Source organism: Archangium lipolyticum (assembly GCF_024623785.1).
Lineage (GTDB): Bacteria > Myxococcota > Myxococcia > Myxococcales > Myxococcaceae > Archangium > Archangium lipolyticum.
This window is the reverse complement of the sequence record NZ_JANKBZ010000048.1, coordinates 45,929-66,715: the sequence shown is the minus strand read 5'-3', so window position 1 is coordinate 66,715 and position 20,787 is coordinate 45,929. Positions and strand designations below refer to the sequence as shown.

Annotated in this window: 24 protein-coding genes and 1 pseudogene; 13 read left to right on the top strand and 12 right to left on the bottom strand. The window is 68.6% G+C overall.

Features of this window, described 5'->3' with window-relative positions; translation table 11 throughout:
* The 4 genes and pseudogenes from NR810_RS48965 to NR810_RS52715 form a co-directional block, all read left to right on the top strand.
* Positions 1–436: AHH domain-containing protein (locus NR810_RS48965; protein WP_456062046.1), on the top strand; the 436-nt coding region annotated here is incomplete at its 5' end.
* The gene (locus NR810_RS48960; RefSeq protein ID WP_257462853.1) at positions 433–1,005 is read left to right on the top strand and encodes an imm11 family protein; all 573 of its coding nucleotides are present in this window, start codon (positions 433–435) and stop codon (positions 1,003–1,005) included. The genes NR810_RS48965 and NR810_RS48960, both read left to right, overlap by 4 nt.
* A gap of 218 nt (positions 1,006–1,223) precedes the next feature.
* A pseudogene (locus tag NR810_RS48955) lies at positions 1,224–1,871 on the top strand (AHH domain-containing protein); the annotation flags it as partial.
* Complete coding sequence (locus NR810_RS52715; RefSeq protein WP_326522556.1) at positions 1,823–2,440, top strand: imm11 family protein; 618 nt, start codon at positions 1,823–1,825, stop codon at positions 2,438–2,440. The pseudogene NR810_RS48955 and the gene NR810_RS52715, both read left to right, overlap by 49 nt.
* A 15-nt stretch (positions 2,441–2,455) precedes the next feature.
* Here the strand turns inward: NR810_RS52715 and NR810_RS48945 are convergent, their stop codons facing one another.
* The gene (locus NR810_RS48945) at positions 2,456–3,364 is read right to left on the bottom strand and encodes a DUF72 domain-containing protein (RefSeq protein ID WP_257462848.1); all 909 of its coding nucleotides are present in this window, start codon (positions 3,362–3,364) and stop codon (positions 2,456–2,458) included.
* A gap of 302 nt (positions 3,365–3,666) precedes the next feature.
* Between NR810_RS48945 and NR810_RS48940 the strand changes: the two genes are divergently transcribed.
* Positions 3,667–3,999 carry an HPF/RaiA family ribosome-associated protein gene (locus NR810_RS48940; RefSeq protein ID WP_257462846.1) on the top strand — a complete coding sequence of 111 codons (333 nt, stop codon included), beginning with the start codon at positions 3,667–3,669 and terminating at the stop codon, positions 3,997–3,999.
* A 79-nt stretch (positions 4,000–4,078) separates the two neighbouring features.
* Here the strand turns inward: NR810_RS48940 and NR810_RS48935 are convergent, their stop codons facing one another.
* Both NR810_RS48935 and NR810_RS48930 read right to left on the bottom strand, forming a co-directional pair.
* Positions 4,079–4,423 (bottom strand): response regulator, encoded by a 345-nt coding sequence (locus NR810_RS48935; RefSeq protein ID WP_257462845.1) that lies wholly within the window; start codon positions 4,421–4,423, stop codon positions 4,079–4,081.
* Complete coding sequence (locus NR810_RS48930; RefSeq protein ID WP_257462844.1) at positions 4,420–5,967, bottom strand: ATPase domain-containing protein; 1,548 nt, start codon at positions 5,965–5,967, stop codon at positions 4,420–4,422. The genes NR810_RS48935 and NR810_RS48930 overlap by 4 nt, the downstream gene beginning before the upstream one ends.
* A 191-nt stretch (positions 5,968–6,158) precedes the next feature.
* On the opposite strand from NR810_RS48930, the gene NR810_RS48925 reads away from it, so the two are divergent.
* Complete coding sequence (locus NR810_RS48925; protein WP_257462843.1) at positions 6,159–6,461, top strand: hypothetical protein; 303 nt, start codon at positions 6,159–6,161, stop codon at positions 6,459–6,461.
* 198 nt (positions 6,462–6,659) lie between these two features.
* Positions 6,660–8,453 carry an AgmX/PglI C-terminal domain-containing protein gene (locus tag NR810_RS48920; protein WP_257462842.1) on the top strand — a complete coding sequence of 598 codons (1,794 nt, stop codon included), beginning with the start codon at positions 6,660–6,662 and terminating at the stop codon, positions 8,451–8,453.
* Between the two features lie 6 nt (positions 8,454–8,459).
* Here NR810_RS48920 and pdxA read toward each other — a convergent pair whose 3' ends face one another.
* From pdxA to NR810_RS48895, 5 genes are all read right to left on the bottom strand, one after another.
* Entirely contained in the window at positions 8,460–9,431 is a 972-nt protein-coding gene (pdxA, locus tag NR810_RS48915; RefSeq protein WP_257462840.1) for a 4-hydroxythreonine-4-phosphate dehydrogenase PdxA, read from the bottom strand.
* A 127-nt stretch (positions 9,432–9,558) separates the two neighbouring features.
* Positions 9,559–10,530 carry a peptidylprolyl isomerase gene (locus NR810_RS48910; protein ID WP_257462838.1) on the bottom strand — a complete coding sequence of 324 codons (972 nt, stop codon included), beginning with the start codon at positions 10,528–10,530 and terminating at the stop codon, positions 9,559–9,561.
* 41 nt (positions 10,531–10,571) lie between these two features.
* The gene (locus tag NR810_RS48905) at positions 10,572–11,573 is read right to left on the bottom strand and encodes a peptidylprolyl isomerase (RefSeq protein WP_257462837.1); all 1,002 of its coding nucleotides are present in this window, start codon (positions 11,571–11,573) and stop codon (positions 10,572–10,574) included.
* Positions 11,574–11,593: 20 nt separating this feature from the next.
* On the bottom strand, positions 11,594–12,625 hold the full coding sequence (locus NR810_RS48900) for a peptidylprolyl isomerase (protein ID WP_257462835.1): 1,032 nt from the start codon (positions 12,623–12,625) through the stop codon (positions 11,594–11,596).
* Between the two features lie 63 nt (positions 12,626–12,688).
* Positions 12,689–13,705 carry an alpha/beta hydrolase gene (locus NR810_RS48895; RefSeq protein WP_257462855.1) on the bottom strand — a complete coding sequence of 339 codons (1,017 nt, stop codon included), beginning with the start codon at positions 13,703–13,705 and terminating at the stop codon, positions 12,689–12,691.
* A gap of 45 nt (positions 13,706–13,750) precedes the next feature.
* Between NR810_RS48895 and NR810_RS52475 the strand changes: the two genes are divergently transcribed.
* The 3 genes from NR810_RS52475 to NR810_RS48880 all read left to right on the top strand — a co-directional run bounded on the left by NR810_RS52475 (position 13,751) and on the right by NR810_RS48880 (position 15,831).
* A complete protein-coding gene (locus NR810_RS52475; RefSeq protein WP_306819145.1) occupies positions 13,751–14,125 on the top strand; it encodes a CBS domain-containing protein in 375 nt (124 codons plus the stop codon).
* Positions 14,126–14,143: 18 nt separating this feature from the next.
* Positions 14,144–14,416: a GIY-YIG nuclease family protein gene (locus NR810_RS48885; RefSeq protein ID WP_257462832.1), complete on the top strand. Its 273-nt coding sequence runs from the start codon at positions 14,144–14,146 to the stop codon at positions 14,414–14,416.
* A gap of 89 nt (positions 14,417–14,505) precedes the next feature.
* Positions 14,506–15,831 (top strand): sensor histidine kinase, encoded by a 1,326-nt coding sequence (locus NR810_RS48880; RefSeq protein ID WP_257462830.1) that lies wholly within the window; start codon positions 14,506–14,508, stop codon positions 15,829–15,831.
* Between the two features lie 41 nt (positions 15,832–15,872).
* On the opposite strand, the gene NR810_RS48875 is transcribed toward NR810_RS48880, so the two are convergent.
* The gene (locus NR810_RS48875) at positions 15,873–16,190 is read right to left on the bottom strand and encodes a hypothetical protein (RefSeq protein WP_257462819.1); all 318 of its coding nucleotides are present in this window, start codon (positions 16,188–16,190) and stop codon (positions 15,873–15,875) included.
* A 98-nt stretch (positions 16,191–16,288) separates the two neighbouring features.
* Between NR810_RS48875 and NR810_RS48870 the strand changes: the two genes are divergently transcribed.
* Both NR810_RS48870 and NR810_RS48865 read left to right on the top strand, forming a co-directional pair.
* On the top strand, positions 16,289–16,573 hold the full coding sequence (locus NR810_RS48870; RefSeq protein ID WP_257462818.1) for a hypothetical protein: 285 nt from the start codon (positions 16,289–16,291) through the stop codon (positions 16,571–16,573).
* Between the two features lie 20 nt (positions 16,574–16,593).
* Positions 16,594–17,067, top strand: coding sequence for a B-box zinc finger protein (locus tag NR810_RS48865; protein ID WP_257462817.1), 474 nt, complete (start codon positions 16,594–16,596; stop codon positions 17,065–17,067).
* Between the two features lie 26 nt (positions 17,068–17,093).
* Here NR810_RS48865 and NR810_RS48860 read toward each other — a convergent pair whose 3' ends face one another.
* A complete protein-coding gene (locus NR810_RS48860) occupies positions 17,094–17,786 on the bottom strand; it encodes a radical SAM protein (RefSeq protein WP_257462816.1) in 693 nt (230 codons plus the stop codon).
* Between the two features lie 152 nt (positions 17,787–17,938).
* Positions 17,939–18,772 carry an NAD(+) diphosphatase gene (nudC, locus tag NR810_RS48855; protein ID WP_257462813.1) on the bottom strand — a complete coding sequence of 278 codons (834 nt, stop codon included), beginning with the start codon at positions 18,770–18,772 and terminating at the stop codon, positions 17,939–17,941.
* A gap of 46 nt (positions 18,773–18,818) precedes the next feature.
* Here nudC and NR810_RS48850 point away from each other — a divergent pair, with 46 nt between their 5' ends.
* Positions 18,819–19,283 (top strand): cupin domain-containing protein, encoded by a 465-nt coding sequence (locus tag NR810_RS48850; RefSeq protein WP_257462806.1) that lies wholly within the window; start codon positions 18,819–18,821, stop codon positions 19,281–19,283.
* Between the two features lie 35 nt (positions 19,284–19,318).
* Here NR810_RS48850 and NR810_RS48845 read toward each other — a convergent pair whose 3' ends face one another.
* A complete protein-coding gene (locus NR810_RS48845; RefSeq protein WP_257462805.1) occupies positions 19,319–20,632 on the bottom strand; it encodes a PKD domain-containing protein in 1,314 nt (437 codons plus the stop codon).
* Between the last annotated feature and the right edge of the window lie 155 nt (positions 20,633–20,787).

Genomic DNA, 20,787 nt, shown 5'->3' with positions numbered 1-20,787 from the left:
CGGCACGGTGGTGCTGATGGGGGTGACGGCGAACACGACAGCCGCGGCGGTGACGTCGGCGGTGTCAGCGGCCCGGACGACGGGGGCGTGTGACGAGTCGAAGCAGAGTGACAACCAGGCCCACCATCTGTGCACGAACAAGAATGGCACAGCGGAAACCAACGGTGGTCCCTGGACGCCCCGATTCGAGGAACTCTTCGCACAAGCGGGGATGAGTCTCGATGACCCGGCAAACATCGTCTATCTGCGAGACCACAAGGGGCCTCATCCCAAGGAGTACCATCAAGAGGTTCTCAAGCGATTGAGGGATGCGCTTGGGACTTGTAGGACTCGGGTCGAGTGTCGAGCCAGGCTTGTGGAAGAACTCGACAGGATTGCAGGGGAGGTATGTACGTCGGGCTCCAAACTCAACAAGCTCGCTACGAAGAATCCATGACCACGCAGATGAAGTATTATGAGATATTTGATGATGTGTACGTTCCTGGACGATGGCACTTGAGAATGCCTCTCGGTACTGAGGATGAGTTATTCGACACCTGGAGGTTTCGTGAGGGCAGAGTCCTGGATATCCAGGAGCCGATTCACTTGTCAGTGAAGCCAGCGGGCATTGCGCTCGACTTCTCTGAGTCCATGGGGATTCCCGTCGTACACCGCCGGGTGGTCTCGCTCTTCGAGCGTCTGGGGATGCAGAAAGAGGTGCAGTTCATCCCTGTCGAGGTGGAGGGCCAGTCAGAGCCCTGGTTCATTCTCAATGCCTTGCAGGTCATCAAGTGCATTGATGATGCCCGGTGTGAGGAGGTGTTTTACTGGCTGCCGGAGGACAACCGCCCGGACAAGGAGGGCGGCTATCGGAACGTGCGAGGGCTGAAGGTGGACCCGGCGAAGATAGGGGACGCCAACATCTTTCGTCCCTGGGGCTGGAAGGTGGTTCTCATCGTCTCCGAGCGCGTCAAGCTGGCCATGGAGCAAGAGGGCATCACCGGCACTGAGTTCGTCGAGGTCTGAGGATGGCATTCCGCGCAGTGCGCCCGTGGTCGCCGAGGGCCGGATGGGTCGAGATGCATCCGAGAATCATCCCTGTTCTCTGTCTGCTGCTGCTGGTGGTGCCGCTTTTGGCCCGAGCGGCCCCGCCCAAGGTGGAGGCGCGGCTCTCGGTGTTGGAGCCGGTGGGGGTGAGCGAGTACCACGGAAGCCAGGGGCGCGGGCTGAAGCTCAGCTTCACTGTGGCCGAACGCTTCGGGAAGGAGATGGGAGGAGTGGGGCTGAGGGTGTTGGTGACGTTGGCGGGAGCGAGGCTGGCCAGGGCGTTGCCGGAGGTGCCGGGAGGAGGGCTGTGGGGGAGGCTGTCACCGCCCCGCTTCGGTTTGGCGGGAGGAGGAGGGAGGGGAGGGTTGAGGGTGGGAGAGAGGGCGGGGGCGCAGGTGAGCGTGGCGGACGGCACGGTGGTGCTGATGGGGGTGACGGCGAACACGACGGCCGCGGCGGTGGCGTCGGCGGTGTCAGCGGCCCGGACGACGGGGGCGTGTGCCGAGTCGAAGCAGAGCGACAACCAGGCCCACCATCTGTGCACCAACAAGAATGACACGTCCGACATCAGCGGCGGTCCCTGGACACCTGAGTTCGAGGCTCTCTTCGCGCGGGCGGGGATGAGTCTCGATGACCCGGCGAACATCGTCTACTTGCGAGACCACAAGGGGCCCCATCCCGAGGAGTACCACAGTCAGATCTTCGAGCGATTGAATAGGGCGCTTGGGACTTGTAGGACTCGAGCCGAGTGTCGAGCCAGGCTTGTGGAAGAACTCGACAAGATTGCAGGGGAGATATGTACGCCAGGCTCCAAGCTCAACAAGCTCGCCACGAGGAGGCCATGACGGCGCAAGCAAGATATTACAAGCTATACGATGATAAATACATTCCAGGGCGTTGGCACCTGCGGATGCCTCTCGGTACAGAGGATGAGTTGTTCGACACTTGGCGGTTCCACGAGGGACGGGTCCTGGATATCAAGGAGCCAATTTGCTTATCCGTGAAACCCGCGGGTGTTGCGCTCGAATTCTCTCATTCCATGGGGATTCCCATCGTCAACCGTCGTGTCGTTTCTCTCTTCGAGCGTCTGGGGATTGAGGAGGAGGTGCAGTTCATCCCTGTTGAGGTGGAGGGTCAGACGGAGCCCTATTTCATCCTCAATGCCTTGCAAGTCATCAAGTGCATCGACGACGCCCGGTGCGAGGAGGTGCTCTATTGGTTGCCGGAGGACAACCGCCCGGACAAGGAGGGCCAATACCGGAACGTGGCGGGGTTGAAGATAGACCCGACGAAGGTGGGGGCCGCCAACATCTTCCGGCCCTGGGGCTGGTTGGTGACGCTCATCGTCTCCGAGCGCGTCAAGCTGGCCATGGAGGCGGAGGGCATCACTGGCACCCGGTTCATCGAGGTCTGACGCCGGGTCGTGCGCTCACCCCGCGGGGCTGGCTCCTGGGGCCTCGGAAGTCTCCGCCTCCGGCGGCAGCACGTAGGGCCCGAGCGTGTCGCGGTACTCGCGCAGCAGTGTCTCCGGGGCGTGCACCTTCCGGCCCGTGAGCATCGTCTGCAGCATCATCGCATTCACCACGCCCTTGCCTCTCACGTGGTTGTTGGTGACCACGTACACGTCACTCACCCTCGGATGCGCAGCCATCTCCTTCGTGCGCTCGGTCCAGGGCTTCAGCTCCTTCGCCGTGTACAGGTAGTCGTAGCGCTCCATCGCGCTCGCCGTCTTGCGGAACCAGTTGCGGTAGTTGCGCCCATGCACCCGCACGTAGCCCACCGACGACGTCACCCGCGCGCTCGGCCCCAGTGAGCTCTGGAAGAGCGGTTGGTCGATGTTCACGAAGCCCACTCCCCGCTCGGCCAGCTCCGCGAAGACGTCCGGCTCGTTCCAGGACTCGTGTCTCACCTCCAACGCCAATGGCCAGTCCGAGAACTCGGACACCAACGCGTCCAGCCAGTCCCGGTTCTCCTCGTCGTTGCGGAACGACCAGGGGAACTGCACCAGCACCGCTCCCAGTCTCCCCGCCTCGTGGATGGCATCCAGCCCCTCGCGAGTCTGGTGCACCTCGTCGGCCGTCCACGCCTCGCCCCGCTCGTGGGTGAAGCGCCTCCACAGCTTCGCCGTGAAGCGGAAGTCCGGGTTGAAGTCCGTCCGCTCCACCCAGAGCTCCGCGTTGCGCCGGCTGATGGGCCGGTAGAAGCTGGTGTTCAGCTCCAGCGCGTCGAAGTACCCCGCCAGGAAGGCCAACGGGTCGAACCCCCTCGGCTTCGGCTTCGGGTACACCACCCCCGCCCAGTCATCGTAGCTCCACCCCGCGGGTCCGATGCGAATCACGCGCGCACCTCCGACAGGTGACGATGGGCACCTCTCCGCCGCGCCGCAGCATGTGCCTGCCCGGCTGCCTCGCCCCTGGGAAAGCCCACCCGTGTGGCGTCTTTGACTCCCGGTGCAGGTCCGATGGGCTCCGGCGCGTCTTTCCGCAAAGGCTGCGCCCCCACCTCGGGCCACCGCAAAGGATGCGTCCTCCAGGGGGCCCAACCCCTGGCCCTCCGAGGGAAGGAGCGTTGGCTCTCCGTATGCAATGGAGTGTGGTCGTCACGACGGCTCCAACGGCGAGCCACTCAAGAGGCGCGAAGATGAAGCGAAACCTGCAGATCACCTTCCGTGGAATGAACCCCAGCGATGCCCTCTCGGAGCACATCCGCGACAGTGCGGACAAGCTCGAGCAGTTCTTCGACGGCATCACCGGCTGCCACGTGGTGGTGGAAGAGCCGCACCGGCATCATCAGCAGGGCAAGCATTTCCACGTCCGTCTGGACCTGCACGTCCCCGGCAAGAACATCGTGGTCGACCGCGAGCATGGTGACCGCGCCGCACACGAGGACCCGTACCAGGCCGTGAACGATGCCTTCGATGCCGCGAAGCGCCAGTTGCAGCACTACGCCGAAGGGCTTCGCGCCCACCGTTGAAGCACGCGTGACGGCCCTCCCCCCGCTGGGGAGGGCCCTCGTCAGGGGGAGGCTCATCCGGGCCTTCCCCTTTCGCGTTTCAGGGCAGCGCTGCCTTCACCGCGCCGAGCAGTGCATCGAGCGAGAAGGGCTTGCGGAGGAATCCCTGGACGGGGACTTCTCTCAACACCGTACGCTCGCAGGAGGTCATGACGACCACCGCCGGGGCGGGCGACTCCCGCCGCAGGGTCTTCAATACCGTGAGGCCGTCCATCAGGGGCAGCATCAGGTCGAGCAGCACCAGGTCCGGCCGCTCCCGCGTGAGCAATTCGAGAGCCTCCAGGCCGTTGCGAGCCATGCGCACGTGATGCCCCTCGTCCTCAAGGATGTCCTCGAGCGAGGCCGCGAGGATCTCCTCATCCTCGACGATGAGGATGCGGCTCATCCGCGCCCTCGGGGTTTGCGCGGGCGGCGTTTGGGGCTCTTGGTGGGCCTGGGCGCCTTGGGCCGCGCGGAGGGGGGGCGGTGGTGCGGCATGTCAGTCAGCATCCCCTCGAGCTCGGCATAGGGCTCCTGCACCTGCAAGCCCTGGCCGGAGATGACGAGCTCGCGCAGGAAGGGGTCGTTGTCGCTGTCGCGCATCTTCAGGATGGACAGCAGGCGGCGCAGCCGGCCGTTGAGCTCCACGAGGCGCAGGAGCATGACGTTGTCGAAGATGGCCTCCGCGCCCTGGACGGGGGAGCGGAGGTCGTGTCCGAAGAGGGTGTGGGTCTGCTCCGTCGCCAGCGTGGTGAGGTGGTGGTCACGCAGCGCGTTGAGGAGCGCGGACATGAAGCGGGGCGTGCGCTCGGGATCGATGGCCTCCTTGCAGAAGGGCTCCAGCCCGTCGATGAAGAGGCGCTGGTACTCATGCTGGGAGACATGGTCCATCAACTGCTGGACCATGGCATCCGGGAGCGTCTCCACGGGGGCGTGGACCTCGAGGCGCAGCAGCCCGCGTTCGACGTGAGGCGCGAGGTCCAGCCCCACGCTCTTCATCTTGCGGATCAGGGTCTCGGCGCTCTCCGCGAAGCCGAAGTACAGACCGCGCTCGCCCCGGGCCACGCCCTCGGCCAGGAAGTTCAACCCGAGGATCGTCTTGCCTCCCCCCGGACTGCCGAGCAGCAGCGTGGAGGAGCCCGCGATGAGGCCCCCCTGGCACATGGCGTCCACGCTGGGAATGCCGAAGCGCAGACGCACGCTGGAGTCGGGCACGGCCCTGGGCGTTGCGCGGAACACGGCCTCCCAGCGCGGGTAGACGTTCACGCCGCGCTCGTCGATGAGGAAGGTGTGCTTGCCCGGGATGTTGTTGCTGCCCCGGAACTTGATGACCTCCAGGCCGCGGATGGCCTTGAGCCCGAGCAGCTCCGCGCTCAGCGCGAGGATGCCGTCGACCATGGCGTACTCGACGTCCACGGCCTTGTTCACCTCGGTGCTCAGCAGGAGCGCGGTGCAACCGGTCAGCTCGCACAGCACCGACAGGCCCTGGAGGAACTCGCGCAGCTCCATGGGGGATTTCGCGTACGAGTGCAGCAGGGTGAAGCCATCCAGCACCAGGGCCTTGATGCGCCTCTCGCGCACCGTGCGCGTGAGCAGCTCCAGCAGCCCCGACAGGCCGCTGTCCTTCAGCGTCACCGAGCCGCTGAGGTAGTAGATGCGCGTGCCCACGTACTCGGACCGGAAGAACGCCAACGAGCGCAGGTGCAGCATCATGCGCGAGTGCGTCTCGGTGAGCAGGGTGACGTAGAGGGCCGCTTCACCCCGGTTGGCCACGGAGAAGCAGAACTGGTTGCCGAGCGTGGTCTTCCCCGTGCCGGGCGGGCCCGCGACGATATAGATGCCGCCGCACAGCCAGCCGCCCTCGAGGATCTGATCGAGGTAGGAGGTGCCGCTGGAGATCCTCGGGATTTCGTCCTGGGGCGCTTCCTGCTTCTCCTCGCTCCCTCCCATGACCGGGCCTCCCTTCGTCGGTGCCAGCGCTATCCCCTAGGTTGTGCATCCGGAGGGGAGAGACGTCACATCCGTCGCTCTCCCGCTCGCCCCGCTGGCGGCCAGCGGAGCGGCTACCGGCACCCGAGCCGCCGCAATACCTTGTGGGCGGGCGCGGGATGGGAGAGGGGAGGGAGGTGGGGCTTTCTGCCATGAGTGACTCGGATTCGCGGGAGATACAGGCCCAGGTGTGCCACCGCTGCCTGATGCGGCTCGAGACGAGCGCGGGCGGTGTGGACCTGCCGCGCCGCATCCGCGCCACGCTCGCCAGGCACGGGTGTGACGAGCGCGTGCGCGTCAGCCTCACCGGATGTCTGGGGTGGTGCCCCGTGGGACGCGTCAGTGTTCAGCTGTTCCGTGATGGGCAGGCGTCGGATGTGGTGTTGGTCGACCCCGCGAGGGATGGCGAGGAGCTGCTCTCTCACCTTCCGTGCCCATCCATGGAAGCGACGTAGTCCGGGTGTCCAGGGGTTTTCGCTCCTGGGTGAATTGGCTTCGTCCGGCGCAGAACTTTCCTCTCCTGGAAGCGCTCGGAAGCGGATGTTTCGTCCCGTGCGCGGGACATGAATCCTGGCGACCCCCTCGAACGTCCTTAGCTTCGGCCCCACGAGCTGTTCCGGCGTGCGGGGCAGCAGGGGCCGGTAGGAGGGCGTGTGGGCACGAACCATTCAGGCATCGAGGGCGATTCCATTTCTCGTGCGGGGAGCGGGGCTCGTCCCCCGCTCCTCTCCGCGTCTCGGTCCGAGACGTCTCCCGTCAGCGTCCAGTCCGCCCTGCGCGAGGTGCGGCCGGATGACCTGGACGCCATCTTCGACGACGCGCTCTTCGGCGCGCCGGAGCTGGAGGCCGCCTCCGATGAGGTGGCTCGCGCGCCCGAGGGCCGCGCTCCCGTGCCCGTGGGCGCGGTGGAGTGGTACGTGGAGCGTGGCGCCCAAGCGGTCGGTCCGTTCCGTCTGGAGCGTCTGCGCGAGCTGTGGCACCAGGGCGAGCTCGGCCCCGACACCCTCTTCTGGTGCGAGGCCTGGCCCAACTGGATGCCGCTGTCCCATGCCCCCGAGCTCGTGGCCGCGTTGACCATCGCGGGGCTGCCCACGGTGAGCGTCACCGCGACTCCTGCTTCCTCGAAGAAGGCCGGCTCCGAGGCGAAGAAGGTGGTCTCCGCGCTGCCCTCGCTCGTCGCGGAGGAGGAGGCGTGGCTGCGCAAGATGAAGGAGGACCGCGAGCAGGCCCAGGAGGAGGAGCGCTCCGCCTTGCTGGACGCTCCGAGCGCGCCCCTCCCCTCGCCCGTGGTGCCCGCGCACTTCGTGCCCCTGGCGCCGCCCGTGCCCCAGGCCGCTCCGGTCGCGACCGCGGGGCTCCTCGCGCCGGTTCCTCCCCAGATGGGTGGGCCCGTCGCGCCGTACCCCTACCCGTACCCGGGGCTCGGGGTGCCCCTGGCTCCGCCCGTCGCTCCTCCCATGATGGCCGCTCCCGTTCCCGTCGAGGCGCCCGCGCCCTCGCGGCGGGGACTGCTGGGTGTGGCTGGCGTGGTGGCTGGTTCCACCGCCGTGGGGCTCATCGTGGGGGCGCTGTTCCTCATGCCGCGGCTCCAGGGTGCTCCAGTGCCCCAGCGCGAGGTCTCTCCGCCTGCCGTCACGTCTCCCGTGGTCGCCGCGGCTCCGGTGGTGCAGCAGCCCGCTCCGGTGGCGCAGCAGCCCGCGCCCGTGGCTCAGCCCGTGGTTTCCGCGCCCCAGCCTCCGCCCGCCGTCGTGCCGGCACCCGAGGCGCAGGCCGCGAAGGTCATCACCGCCCCGGCGCCGTCCGCGCCCGTGGCGGCTCCCGAGCAGCCTCGGAAGGTGGCCGAGGTTGCTCCGGTGGCGCCCGAGAAGGCGCTCCCCGGCCGGCGCCTGGCCGCGGTCCGCCCGGAGGAGTCCGCTCCGGCTCCGCAGCTCCGCTCGCAGCCGCAGCCCGCGCCCGTGGCTCCCGTCGCGTCTCCGGCCCACGAGGCCCTGGAGGAGGACAAGGGCGCCGATGACCCGACCAACATCGACGACTCCATCGACAAGGACTTCGAGCGCGAGCTCGGCTTCGCGAAGGACTCGCCGAAGAACAAGCCGGAGGACCCGCGCTCCAAGCGCACCGTCTATCTCCCGCCCGAGCCCGGCACGGCCCTGCAAGAGTCGCTGTCCACCTCGGACATCGTGCAGGTGGTGAGCGCCCACAAGGACTCCATCCTCTCCTGCATCGAGGCCCACGAGCCTCCTCGCACCTCCGACTCGGGCAAGGACCGCTTCGTGCTGCGCTGGCGCGTCCAGACCAGCGGCTCCGCCTCCGACGTGCAGATGGAGACCGACTCCCTCAAGGGCACTCCGTTCGCCCGCTGCATGGAGGGCGCCGTGCGCTCCTGGAAGTTCCCGCAGCACCGCGTGCAGAGCAGCGAGCCCATCCGCTTCCCGTTCACCTACTGAGCGCTCTCAGCGCGCCGCCAGCCGGGCCGCCTTGAGCAGCGCTTCCTCCATGGGAACGCTGCTCGCCTTGCCCTTGCCCGCGATGTCGTACGCCGTGCCGTGGTCCGGTGAGGTCCTCGGCACCGGCAGCCCGAGCGTCACGTTCACCGTCCGCTCGAAGTCCAGCGCCTTCGCCGGGATGAGCCCCTGATCGTGGTACATCGCCAGCACCACGTCGTACGGGAAGCCCTCCACCTTCGCGAAGAGCCCGTCCGCCGCCAACGGCCCGTGTGCGTCCACCCGCAGCTTGCGCGCCCGCTTGATGGCCGGTGTCAGGACCTCCACCTCCTCGCGCCCCAGCAGCCCTCCCTCGCCCGCGTGCGGGTTGAAGCTCAGCACCCCGATGCGAGGGGCCCGGCCCACCACGGGTTTCAGGCTTCGTGACAGCAATTGGAGCTGCCCCACCAGCCGCTCCACCGTCAGCAGCTTCGAGACCTCCACCAGTGGCACGTGGTTCGTCGCCAACGCCACGCGCACCCGGGGGCCGTCCATCAGCATCAGCACCTCGCGCCCGAACGCCTCCGCCAGCACCTCCGTGTGCCCCATGAAGGGGATCCCCGCTCGGGAGATCCGCTCCTTCGACACCGGCGCCGTACACAGCGCGTCCACCTTCCCCGCTCGCGCCGCTTCGATCGCCGCCTGGATGTAGCTGTATTGCGCCCGGCCTCCCGCTCTCGTCGGCTTGCCCGGCTCTCGGTCCTTCTCCGCCAGCTCCGTTACGACGCACACCGTCGGCTGTGTGCCTCGGGTCAGGGTCTCGGGTGTGGCCCGCGCGTATTTTTGGAACTGCGCGAAGCGCGCCAGTGTCGGCCCGTCTCCGAAGATCACGGGTTGCAGCGCCCGGCGGACCTGTGGCCTCGCCAGCGCTTGCGCCGTGATCTCGGGCCCGATCCCCGATACGTCTCCCAACGAGATTCCTACGACCGGACGCTCGCTCACGCGTCTTCCCTCACCCTGACCCTCTCCCAGAGGGAGAGGGGATTGACGCGGATTCCAACCCGGGGCTCGAGATACCCTCACCCCGTCCCTCTCCCAGAGGGAGAGGGGTGTTTGTTGGGGCTCGCTCTCAGATCTTCACGTCGATCGACGCCTGCTGCCTCAGCTCCTGCACGTATTGCTCGACGTACTTCTCCGTCTTCTGCAGCCGCAGCCGCCCCTCCAGCTCCGCCTTCACCGTCTCGAACGCGGGCACGTCCACCGCTCGCCTCTCCTCCACCTTCAACACGTGCCAGCCGAACTGTGTCCGCACCGGCTCGCTCACCTCGCCCTCCTTCAGCGCGAACGCCACCTTCTCGAACGCCGGCACCATCACCCCTCGCCGGAAGAAGCCCAGGTCCCCGCCTTCCTTCGCGCTCGGGCCCTCGCTCTTCGCCTTCGCCAGCTCCGCGAAGTCCACCCCTGGCTTGCGCGCCTCCTCCGCCAGCGTCAGCGCCTTCTTGCGCGCCGCTTCCACCTGCTCCGGCGTCGCCTTCGGATCCACCTGCACCAGGATGTGCCGCGCGTGCACCTCGGCGTCTCCCGACTCCATCTTCGAATACTGCGTGTAGGCCGCCTTCAGGTCCTCCTCCGACACCTTCACCTTCGGGCTCACCTTCATCTGCACCAGCTTCATCCGCGACATCTGCTTGCGCAGGAAGTCCTTGTAGGCCGCCAGTGTGTAGCCCTCTCCCGACAGCAGGCGCTCGAACTGCGAGTCGTCCGTGATGTTGTTCTGCTTCCTCACGTCCGCCATCGCCGCCTCGAGCTCGGCATCCGTCGTCGCCAGCCCCAGCTCCTGGATCTGCGCCTCCATCAGCTTCTCGCCAATGAGCGTGTCCAGCGAGCTCTTCAGCACCCGCGCGCGCTCCTCGGCGCGCTTCTGGGGCTCGCGCACCGCGCTGTTCACCCGCGCCAGCTCCGGCGCCGCGCGCTTCTCCACCTCGGACAGCGCGATGACGTCCTTGTTCACCACCGCCGCCACCCGGTCCACCAGCTCCGCACGCGCCACCGCACCGCTCAGCAGCAGCGCCGCCACCATCGTCCCCATCAGCTTCTTCATATGCCTCCTCATCCTCGTGTCCTCGTCGGGACGACGTGTCGTCATTTCTTCGCGGCCGCTTGCGTCGCCGGCCGCTCGCGGATGGCCTGCAGTGTGGCCTCGTTCACCCACACCTTCGCCTTCGCCCGGAGCTCCTGCTCGTACTTCGTCTGCGCCTCCGCCCGCCGCTGCGCCAGCAGCTTCGTCTCCACCTGGTCGCGCACCTCCGCGAACTCCAGCTTGCGCCCCGGCTTCTTCTCCAGCACCCGGAACAGGTGGTAGCCGTACTCCGTCTCCACCACGTCCGAGCTCTGCCCCACCCCGAGCTTGAACACCACCTCGTCGAAGGCCGGCGGCATCTGCCCGCGGGGGAAGAAGCCCAGGTCCCCTCCCACCTTGGCGTCCGCGCTCAGCGAATACCGGCGCGCCAGGTCGGCGAACTTCTTGCCCGCCTTGAGCTGCGCCTGCACCCGCCTCGCCTCGTCCATCCCCTTCACCACGATCTGCGCCGCGCGCACCTGCTCGGGCTCGGCGTACTCCGCCTCGTGCTCGGCGAAGTGGGCGCGCAGCTCCTCCTCCGTCAGCGCCACGCGCGTGTACACCTGGTTGGCGAAGAGCTTCTCGATGGTGAGCCGCGTCGCCTCGCGCGTCTTCAGCTCCGCCATGGACAGCTGGCCCTGCGCCAACACCTCGTTGAAGTTGCCCGCCGGATAGTCACTCGACAGCCGCAACACGCCGCGATCCACCTCCTCGGGAGTCACGGTGATGTTGTGCGTCCGGGCCTCCTGCAGCAGCAACATGCGCGAGATGAGCGTCTCCACCAGCGCCCGCTTGTAGGGCTCCACCTCTTCCGGCGTGGGCTGTTGGGAGGACTCCGTGCCCGTGGAGGCGAGCTCCCGCCAGAGCTCCTGCTCGAAGTCCGCGCGGGAGAGCACCTCCCCATTCACCGTGGCCACCACGTTGGTGTCCGGATCCTCCTTGTCCTTCTTGGGGCAGCCGGCCAGCCCCACGGCGAGTGCCAGGGTGGCGAGCAGCGGCGTGGCGCGGACGAAGGCTCGGCGCATGGAAGGGCTCCTCTCGACAGTCACGGTTGCTCCACGGGAGCGGTGGGGAAGGGGGAAGGAATGGTGCCAGGGGCCGGGCCGCTCGCGGGCAGCATGGGCGTGCTCACGTCCACGTGCACCCGCGAGAGCGCCGCGGTGTCCAGCGCGAAACCGGAGCGGCGCTCCAGGTGGGTGAGCAGCTCCGCCCACGCCCGGGTGCGCTTCTCCTGCGAGAGGCGGCCGGAGATCTGCTGGCGCACGTCCTCGAGCTTCAGGTCCAGCGCCGGCTGGTACCCGGTGAGCCGCAGCACGTGCAGCCCCGCGTCCGTCTGCACCACGCCACTGAGCGCGCCCGGGCCACTGGCGGCGAGCGCGCGCGCGGCCTCGGCCACCTCGGGGCCGAAGTCCCGGGCCAGCACGTCCAGGGCGCGGAAGCGCAGGTCTCCGTCCAACGGCTGCGTGCGGGGCTCCTCGCTGTGCGCCCGCGCCAGCCGGCCAAAGGCGGCGAAGTCCTTGGGTGGCAGGGCCTTCGCCTCGGCGAGCAGCTTCTCCGCCTTCGCGCGCGCCGCCGCCACGCGCGCCGCGTCCGCCCGGGGCGCCACGAGGAAGACGTGCGAGAGCCGCACCTGCTCCGGCCTCACGTAGTCCTCCTTCTGTTGCTCGTAGTACGCCGCCACCTCGGCGTCCGAGACGGGAGGCTGGGCCTCGTCGAGCTGCTGCCGCATCAGCCGCGACACCAGCGCGCGCTTGGTGCTGGCCACCACCTCGGGGTCGTTCTGCAGCCCGCGCGCGACGGCCTCGCGCACCAGCAGCTCGAAGCGGGCCAGGCCCTCCACGTACTCGCGCTTCTGCTCCAGCGTCTGGTAGCGCTCGCGCAGCGCGGGGCTCATCTCCTCCAGGCGCCGGTGCAGCTCCTGCGCCGTCACCCCGTCTCCCTCCCAGGAGGCCACTGGCGTACCGCCCGCTTCACGCGTGTGGCGGAGATCCACCTCGGCGTGACCCGGCGCGGGGCCGCGCTCGCAGCCCACGAGGGCCAGCAGGGCGAGGGCAAGGGGACGAAGGGTGGGGGACATGGTGTGCGGGCCCGTGGGGTAGCACGCCAGGGAGGAGCGGACAACGGGACTGCCCCCACGGCCTCACGGCCGGGTCGCGTGCGCGGACAGGAACGCCTCCACCAGGGGGAAGATTTCGTCCGGTGCCCGACGCCCGAGCACCAGGTCGGCATGGCCGTAGTCCTCGGCGAAGCCGTGCCCCCGCCCGGCCACTACCAGCTTCACCGGCCCGCCGAGGTGCTCCTGGGCCCTCGCCACGGCCAGCGGGGGAGCGAGCAGGTCCTTGCTCCCCGCCAGCAGCATCACCGGCAGGCGCACCCCGGACAGCGGCTTGCGGTAGCAGGTGCCGTCCGACATGCAGAACGAGTCGGTGGCAATCCAGTGGGCGAACTGGCGCACCACCCCGCCGTAGATGTCCGCGGGCACGTTGGCCAGCGCCTTGCGCACCACGTCCGGCTCCATGTTGGAGGCCAGCATCATGTAGCGGCTGAGCGGCCCCGGCGGCGCGCCGAAGAGGGCGATGCCCGTAATCCTCCGGGTGGGAATCATCTTCAGGCGCAGCAGCGGCTCTATCCGCTGGATGAAGCGCTTGAGGCCCGGCTGCACCGCGAAGGTGAAGGGGCTGCCCATGGCCACGGCCGCCCGCACGGGCGCTTGCGGGTTTCGCGCCAGATGACCGTAGAGGGTCAGCCCTCCCTTGGAATGGCCCACCCAGAGCACTTCCTTCGCCCCCGTGGAGAGGACCGTTCGCAGGGCGCTGCGCACGTCGTGCTCGGCCTGGTCATCGAAGGAGGCCTCGCCACAGGCGCCCGCCAGCCCCCGGCCCCGCAGCTCCATCACCCACGTCTCGAAGCCCGCCCGGGCCAGGTAGCGCGCCAGGCTGTAGCGCTCGTCGAAGTCCATGTGGAAGCGGTTGGCTCCCAGCCCATGGCACAGGACGACCGGCTCGGCGTAGCGGCGCTCTCCCCGAGGGTGGTAGCGCCCCAGGGCGATGGCCGCCCCGTCGTCCGTGGGCACCCGGTACAGCTCGTCGGGCTTGAAGGGCAGGGTGAGCAGCCCCTCTCCCTCGTGGTTGACCGACCGCGAGAAGAGGTCCGCCATCTTCAGCAACCTGGGCCCGTTTCGATTCGTCACGGCTGGAATGTAATGCCCTCGGGTGCAACAAATGTGTTCAAAATCCCATGCACCCACATGTCCGGCAGGGTGGTTGCAAAGCTCCTCCCCGTATTCAAGCCGGGAGGCTCGTTGATGCGGCAAGACCCGACACTTGCGGAAAGGATGTCCTCGACCGAGGTCACCCTTCTACCCACAGATACTCTCCTTCGTGCCCTGCGAGTGATGGAGCGACACGGTGTCTCGTTACTTCCAGTGGTGGAGGAGGCGGGAGGACTGGTGGGGCTCATCAGCCGGGCGCACGTGCTGTCGGCCTGGCGGGTGGACCCCCTGCTACCGGTGGGGTTGGTGATGTCGGAGTGTGGGAAACCCCGGGAGGGGCCATGGGAGGGCCCGTCTCCTTATTAGGAAGGGCGCGGGCGCGCTATGCTGCCGCCCGCCGTGCCGGACGCCTGGACCGTCTACATGGTGCGCTGCCGGGATGGGTCGCTCTACACCGGTGCCACCAACAACCTCGAGCGCCGCCTGGCCACCCACAACCGGGGCCGCGGCGCCGCCTACACGCGTGCCCGCCTGCCGGTGACGCTGGTGTGGAGCGAGGCGGCGGCCGATCGCGGCGCCGCCCTCCGCCGCGAGGCCGCCCTCAAGCGTCTCTCACGGGCTGAGAAACTCCGCCTTGTTCAACAGGTGCGTAGCTGACCCAGGCTGGGTTTCTTCTGACCCCATTTTATGACAGTGTTCCTGCGCAACTCTCCATTCCCTTGGAAATCAGGGGAGACCGGACGGACATGACGCAGCAGCATGGGAGAACCCCTCTGGATGGCTCAGGGGTCACGCCAGGGAGCGAGGACGTACTGCTCCAGGACGAGCAGAAACTTCTCTACATGGTGGCCTTCGCGTGCCTGCCGTTCTGGGTGCTGGACTCGCTGACGGTGATGCGGCCGGCGTGGGACACGTTGGCGCTGCGGCTGGTGTGGGCGGGGCTGACGTGGGGGCTGGCGCGGTCGCTCAGCCGGGTCTCGCCGTCGCGGCGCTGGGTGGTGCGGACGCTGGCCGGGGTGGTGTTGCCCAACGTCTTCTTCGGGCTGGTGGTGTACCGGGTGGGAGGGATGCACAGCCCGCTCTTCGGCTGGTTCTGCGTGTTGCCGGTGGTGTCGCTCTCCATCTCGCGGGGCGCCCTGAGGCATGGCGTGCTCAGTACGCTCTTTCCGATGACGACGGCGGGTGTGGTGATGTGGAAGGACGGGACGAGCCCGCAGTGGACGGTGGCGTGGCTGCTGCTGCTGCTGGGCGCAGGTGGGGTGGGGATGATGCTGAGCGACTTCTACCGGCGGATGGGCAACGCGCGGGTGAGGGCGGAGGAGGAGCAGCTGGCGGCGAAGGAGGCGCTGGTGGCGTCGCAGACGCGCGCGCTGGAGGCCGAGCGGCTGGCGCAGGTGGGGCGGCTGGCCGCGGGCGTGGCGCACGAGGTGCGCAACCCGCTGGCCTACATCCAAGCCAACCTGCGCTTCCTTCAGGAGGAGTGGCAACAGGCGGCGCCGGGAGTGGGCACGGCCGAGTACACCGAGGCCCTGCAGGAGACGATGCAGGGGGTGGAGCGCATCCATCAAATCGTGAAGGACCTCACGGCGATGTCACGCTCGGAGGAGGTGGTGGGGGTGGGGCGGTGCGAGCTGGCGCCGATCGTCGACGCGAGCGTGCGGCTGGCGTCGGTGCGGCTCAAGTCGCTGGTGAAGCTGGCGGTGGAGGAGCCACCGGCGGAGCTGGCGGTGAGGGCCGAGCCGCGGCGGCTGGGGCAGGTGCTGCTGAACCTGCTGTTGAACGCGGCGGACGCCATCGAGGACGCGAAGGTGCTGGATGGGCAGGTGGCGGTGCGCGTGGAGAAGGCGGCCGAGCGGGTGCGGCTGGTGGTGGAGGACAACGGGCCGGGGATGAAGCCCGAGCACTTGTCGAAGCTCTTCACACCCTTCTTCACGACGAAGGCGCAGGGGAAGGGTACGGGGCTGGGGCTGACGTTGTCGCGCCAGTACGTGGAGTCCTTCGGAGGCCAGCTGCGCGCGGAGAACCGCCCCGAGGGCGGCGCGCGCTTCATCGTGGAACTGCCGCCGGCATGACGTCACCCCCCTCTCCCCCTGGGAGAGGGGATGGCCGGGGCTCAGGCGGTCGGACGGGGCTGGGGCGGGCTGGCGGGGGGCTGCTGCTGGGCCTGCTTCTGCTTCTTGGAGCGCGCCACCACGAAGAGGATGCCCAGGATGAGGAAGACGCCCGCGCCCGTGAGGGTGCCGTAGAGCTGGTAGCGCAACAGGTCCGCGGTGACGCCCTGGATGACCTTGGGCAGATCGCACACGGTCTGCGCACCGAGCGGCGCCGTGTTGTACCAGGTGAGGAACTGGGGACCCAACCACGAGGCCGAGGCCAGCCCCAGGAAGGCCCCCGCGAGGATGAAGGTGAGCAGCGTCTTCAGTGTGGCCATCGTCCGAGCACCTCGGTGAGGAGACGTGGGAGCGTCCTTTAGCACGCAATCTGCTCACGGGAACCGCGACATGGCGAGAGCCGTGCTATCTGAAGGTCGTGCCGCTCCTTCCTCTCGCCGCCCTGTTCGGGGTCATCACGGTCGTCTGCGCCGCCTTCCTGCTGATCCATGCGTTCCGTCGCAGTCTGGGGACCGGGATGATGGTGCTGCTGGTGCCCTTCTACATGCTGGTCTACGCGTTCAGCCAGTTCGAGCACCCGCGCAAGAACCTCATCCTCGCGGGCTTCTTCGGCAGCACGGTGCTGGCCGCCGTGTTCCTCGGCCTGGGCGCCCACGCCGTGGAGCAGGTGCTGCTGCGGCCGCCTCCGCCGCCTGGCTTCTGACGTCCTGACGCGAGCCCGGGGTGACCGCGCACGAACCGCCCGCCTCCACGAGCCCCCGCTGCCCCACCCATCAGCGTGTGGCGGTGGCCACCTGCACCCGCTGCGGCACCTTCCTCTGTGGCGAGTGCACCGAGCTGCTCGGTGAGGTGGCGTACTGCGCCTCCTGCGCGGCCCTCCTCGGACCCCAGCACGGCCCCATTCCGTTGCGGCTGCTGGGGGTGTCGGGCCTGGTGCTGCTCGGGATGCTCTCCACCCTGGCGGCCTTCTTCCCGTTCCTTCCAGCCAGCTTCGCCATCCCCCGCTGGGTCCTGCTCGGGGTATCGGGTGCGTTGGGCCTCTGGGTGCCCACCCAGGAGCTGCGCCGCATCGACAGGGGACAGGGTCCTCGACGGGCGAGGCCCATCGCCCGGTGCACGCGCTGGCTCGCCGCCGTGAACCTGTTCTTCTTCCTGCTCTCGCTCGCCTGGGGCGCGTGGCTCATCCGCGCCATGTAGCCGGGCTGAGCGTCAGGGACCCGCCCTCACACCCCGCGCTCGTTCGGGTCCCAGGTGTACTTGTGCATCTGGAGCTGGAAGCGCACCGGGAGCCGGTCCTCGATGATCCACTCGGCCAGCGCCTTCGTCGTGAGCTTGCCGAAGACGGTGGAGAAGAGCAGCTCGTAGGGCTTCTCCAGCAGCCGGTGCTCGGTGATGAGGCGCTTGGACCACTCGTAGTCCTCGCGGCTGCCGATGACGAACTTGAGCTCGTCGTTGGCGTTCATCGAGGTGAGGTTCCGGTAGTCGTTCCGGTCGCTCTCGCCCGAGGACGGCGTCTTCATGTCCACGATCTTGTGGACGGCCGGAGGCACCAGCCGCACGTCGATGGCGCCGCTCGTCTCCAGCAGCACGATGAGGCCCGCGGAGAGCAACTCCTCCATCAGCGGGTACACGCCGGGCTGCAGCAGGGGCTCGCCGCCCGTCACCTCCACCCGGGGCGCGCCGAGCGCCTTCACCTGGGCCACCACCTCCGGAATCTTCATGCGCGCGCCGCCGTGAAAGGCGAACTCGCTGTCGCAGTAGGTGCAGCGCAGGTGGCAGCCGGTGAGCCGCACGAAGGAGCACAGGAGCCCCGCGTGCGAGGACTCGCCCTGCACCGAGAGGTAGATCTCCTTCACCACCACGGAGTCGGCGGTGGGAACACGACGGGGCTCGATCTGGGGACGCGCGGCGGGCATGGGGGATCCGAGGGGCCCGCTTCAACCCCACCCGGGCGGTGGATGCAAGCGGAGTCGCCCCCTGGCCCTCGAACCGCCCGGCGGCTCCGGGGATTTCCGGACGCCTGTCCACCTCGGGGAAGAGCGAGCCCCCGGTCGCCGGTGCGCGGACCTCAGCCCGGGGTGTTCCGCGCCTTCACCTGGGCGATGAAGGAGTCGATGAGCTTGCGGGCGATGCTCAGGCGCGGAGGGATACGCGGGAGGTCATCGATGGTGAACCACTTCGCCTCGGCGATCTCCTGCCCATCCACGCGGATGTCGCCTCCGGCGTACTCGGCGGTGAAGCCCACCATGAGCGAGCGGCCGAAGGGCCAGGGCTGGCTGCCGAAGTAGCGGAGGTTCTTCAGCTCCACGCCCACCTCCTCCTTCACCTCGCGCGCCACGGTCTCCTCGAGCGACTCACCGGGGTCGACGAAGCCGGCCAGGGTGCTGAAGAAGGGCTCGGGGAAGTTGGCGTTGCGCGCGAGCAACATGGAGTCGCCGCGGGTGATGAGCACGATGACCGCGGGGGAGATGCGCGGGTAGAAGGGCGTGCGGCAGGCGGAGCAGCGGCGCGCGCGCTCGCCGGGGACGAGCACGGTGGGCTGGCCACAACGCCCGCAGAAGCGGTGGGTGCTGTCCCACTCGGCGATGGCGAGCGCGCGGCCGGCGACGCCGAAGAGGGCCTCGTCCACGCGGTTGTAGAGGCTCCGGGCGGGGACGAGCTTCAGGCCCGCGGGGGGCTCGGTGTCCTTGGGGAGGGCGACGGCGTAGCAGTCCACGTCATCGAGCAGGCCCAGGAAGTGCGCCTCCGCGGCGAGCGCGGGCAGCTCCGCGCCAGTGGGGATGCGGACGGTCTCCCCCTGCTCGGCGACGAGCACGTCGAGGCCGCGCACCACGAAGAGCAGGGCGGGGTCGCGCGGGCGCTCGGGGGCGTCATAGGCGGGAATGAATCGGGGCTGGCTCACGCGCGGTACCTTAGCGGGACCGGATCCTTTGGGATAGGAACGGGGCATGCGCACCTCGCTCCTGATGGCCCTGCTCTGTGTCTCCGCTGGCTGTGCCCGGGCTCCCACCGTTCCCGTCCGTTACGTGGTGAGCACCGCGGACGCCGACACCTTCCGCATCGCCCAGGGAAAGGGCACGGCCATCCTGCTGGTCAACGAGGAGACGGGGGCCCGCGCGGCCTCGATGGGCGTGCTGGAGCTCCAGGGCGGCTCGGGCGTACCCGAGCACATCCATGAGGACAGCGTGGAGATGCTCTACGTGGAGGAGGGCGAGGCGGAGATGAGCGTGGAGGGGCGGACGATGCCCGTGCGCCCGGGAGATGCCGTCTACATCCCGGCGGGTCTCCGCCACGCGGCCCGCATCCCCGAGGGCACCGCGCGCTTCCGCGCCGTGCAGGTGTACGTGGGCCCCGGCCCCGAGCAGCGCTTCCGTCAGGGTGAGCCGGTGCAGCCGCCCGCCTCCACTCCTTGAGGCGGGCGGCTTCCGCGCGCCGGTGACGCGAGGGGTCAGTCGTTGTTCGCGCCGGCGAGGATCCAGGAGCGGATGCGCGTGAGCTCACCGGCGTTCCTGTCGTAGTAGTCCGGGTCGAGCGGCGGCATCCTGCGGCCGCAGCTATCGCTGCTGAGCCGCTGCACCAGCAGGGACTCGTCGGGCAGGCCCGGCTGCACACGATTGAGGGCGCTGCAGGCCTCGGTGCCCCCCACGTTGACGAGGGACGCGTAGGAGCTGCCCGCCTCCAGGTTCAAGCCCTGGGGCACCGCGCTGTTCGCGTTGTGGCAGTCCGTGCAGGTCGGGCTCCAGAGGGGCTGGATGTCCTGGGAGTAGGACGGGATCTGGAGCTGCACCTCACCCGAGCGCGTCACGGAATCGGCACCATCGGACACGGTGACCTGGAAGGAGTAGGTCGTGGCCGTGCGGAGGTCCGGAGAGCGCCACTCCGCGACGGGAGCATTCCGGTTCGTGAAGGTCCCCTCGCCCGCCGCGTTCGTCGTCGTCCAGGTGTAGGTGAGCGGATCGCCATCCTGGTCGTTGGCGCCGATGGAGAGGACGACGGTGTCTCCCGCGACCACCCGCGCGGTGGGGACGGTGATGGTCTCGTCCACGGTGGGCGCGCGGTTGCGGGAGGGGATGTTCGCCACCATCACCTCCAGGGAGGACTGGGCCGTGCCTCCCTTTCCATCCGAGACCGTGACCTTCAAGGTGAAGGTCGTGGTGGCGGAGACGAGGGGCGCCGTCCACGTGCGGGTCGCCCCGGTCTCGTCACCAAACGTACCCGCCGGGGCGAACGGAGTCTGCGTCCAGGAGTAGGTGAGCGGCTCTCCATCCGGGTCGCTGGCGGTCACCGTGAGGGTGGTGCTCGAGCCCTCTTCGAGCGAGGGGTCCGCGACGGTCACCCGGCTGATGGTGGGGGCGCCGTTGGGCGCGGGGACGGTGAAGGAGAGGGGCTGGGAGCGGGTGACGTTTCCTGCGGCATCGTAGGCCCTGGCGGAGAGCTGATGGCTCCCCTGGGAGACGGTGGAGGAGTCCCAGGCGCACGAGAAGGTCTCGCCGGAGCTCTTGGCCACTCCGTCCACGCAGGCGAGCGTGTCGGAGACGTAGAACTCCACCTTGGCGACCTTTCCGGAGTCGTCCTCGGCGGAGGCCTGCAGCGTCCTCCAGCCCGTCACGGTCTCCTCCGCCATCACGCCACCGGTGATCCGCACGTTCGCCGGTGCCGTGCTGTCCTTGCCGTCTCCACAACCCATCCATCCCAGGCTCAGGAGCAGGACCGCGCGAAGTGATGTCCTCGGGGACCGATGGGTCGATTGAAACAAGTGCATGCGCTCTCTCGCTGTCCAACGCGGTTGATGGTGCTGCTGACCAGCTCCGGCCATGAACGGACCCTCGCTGGAAACAGGCTCTGGGGGAATAACCGCATATTCTTGATTGGAGAAGTGGCCATCGCCGAGGAGGAGAGACTCCTACCCATGGCGTC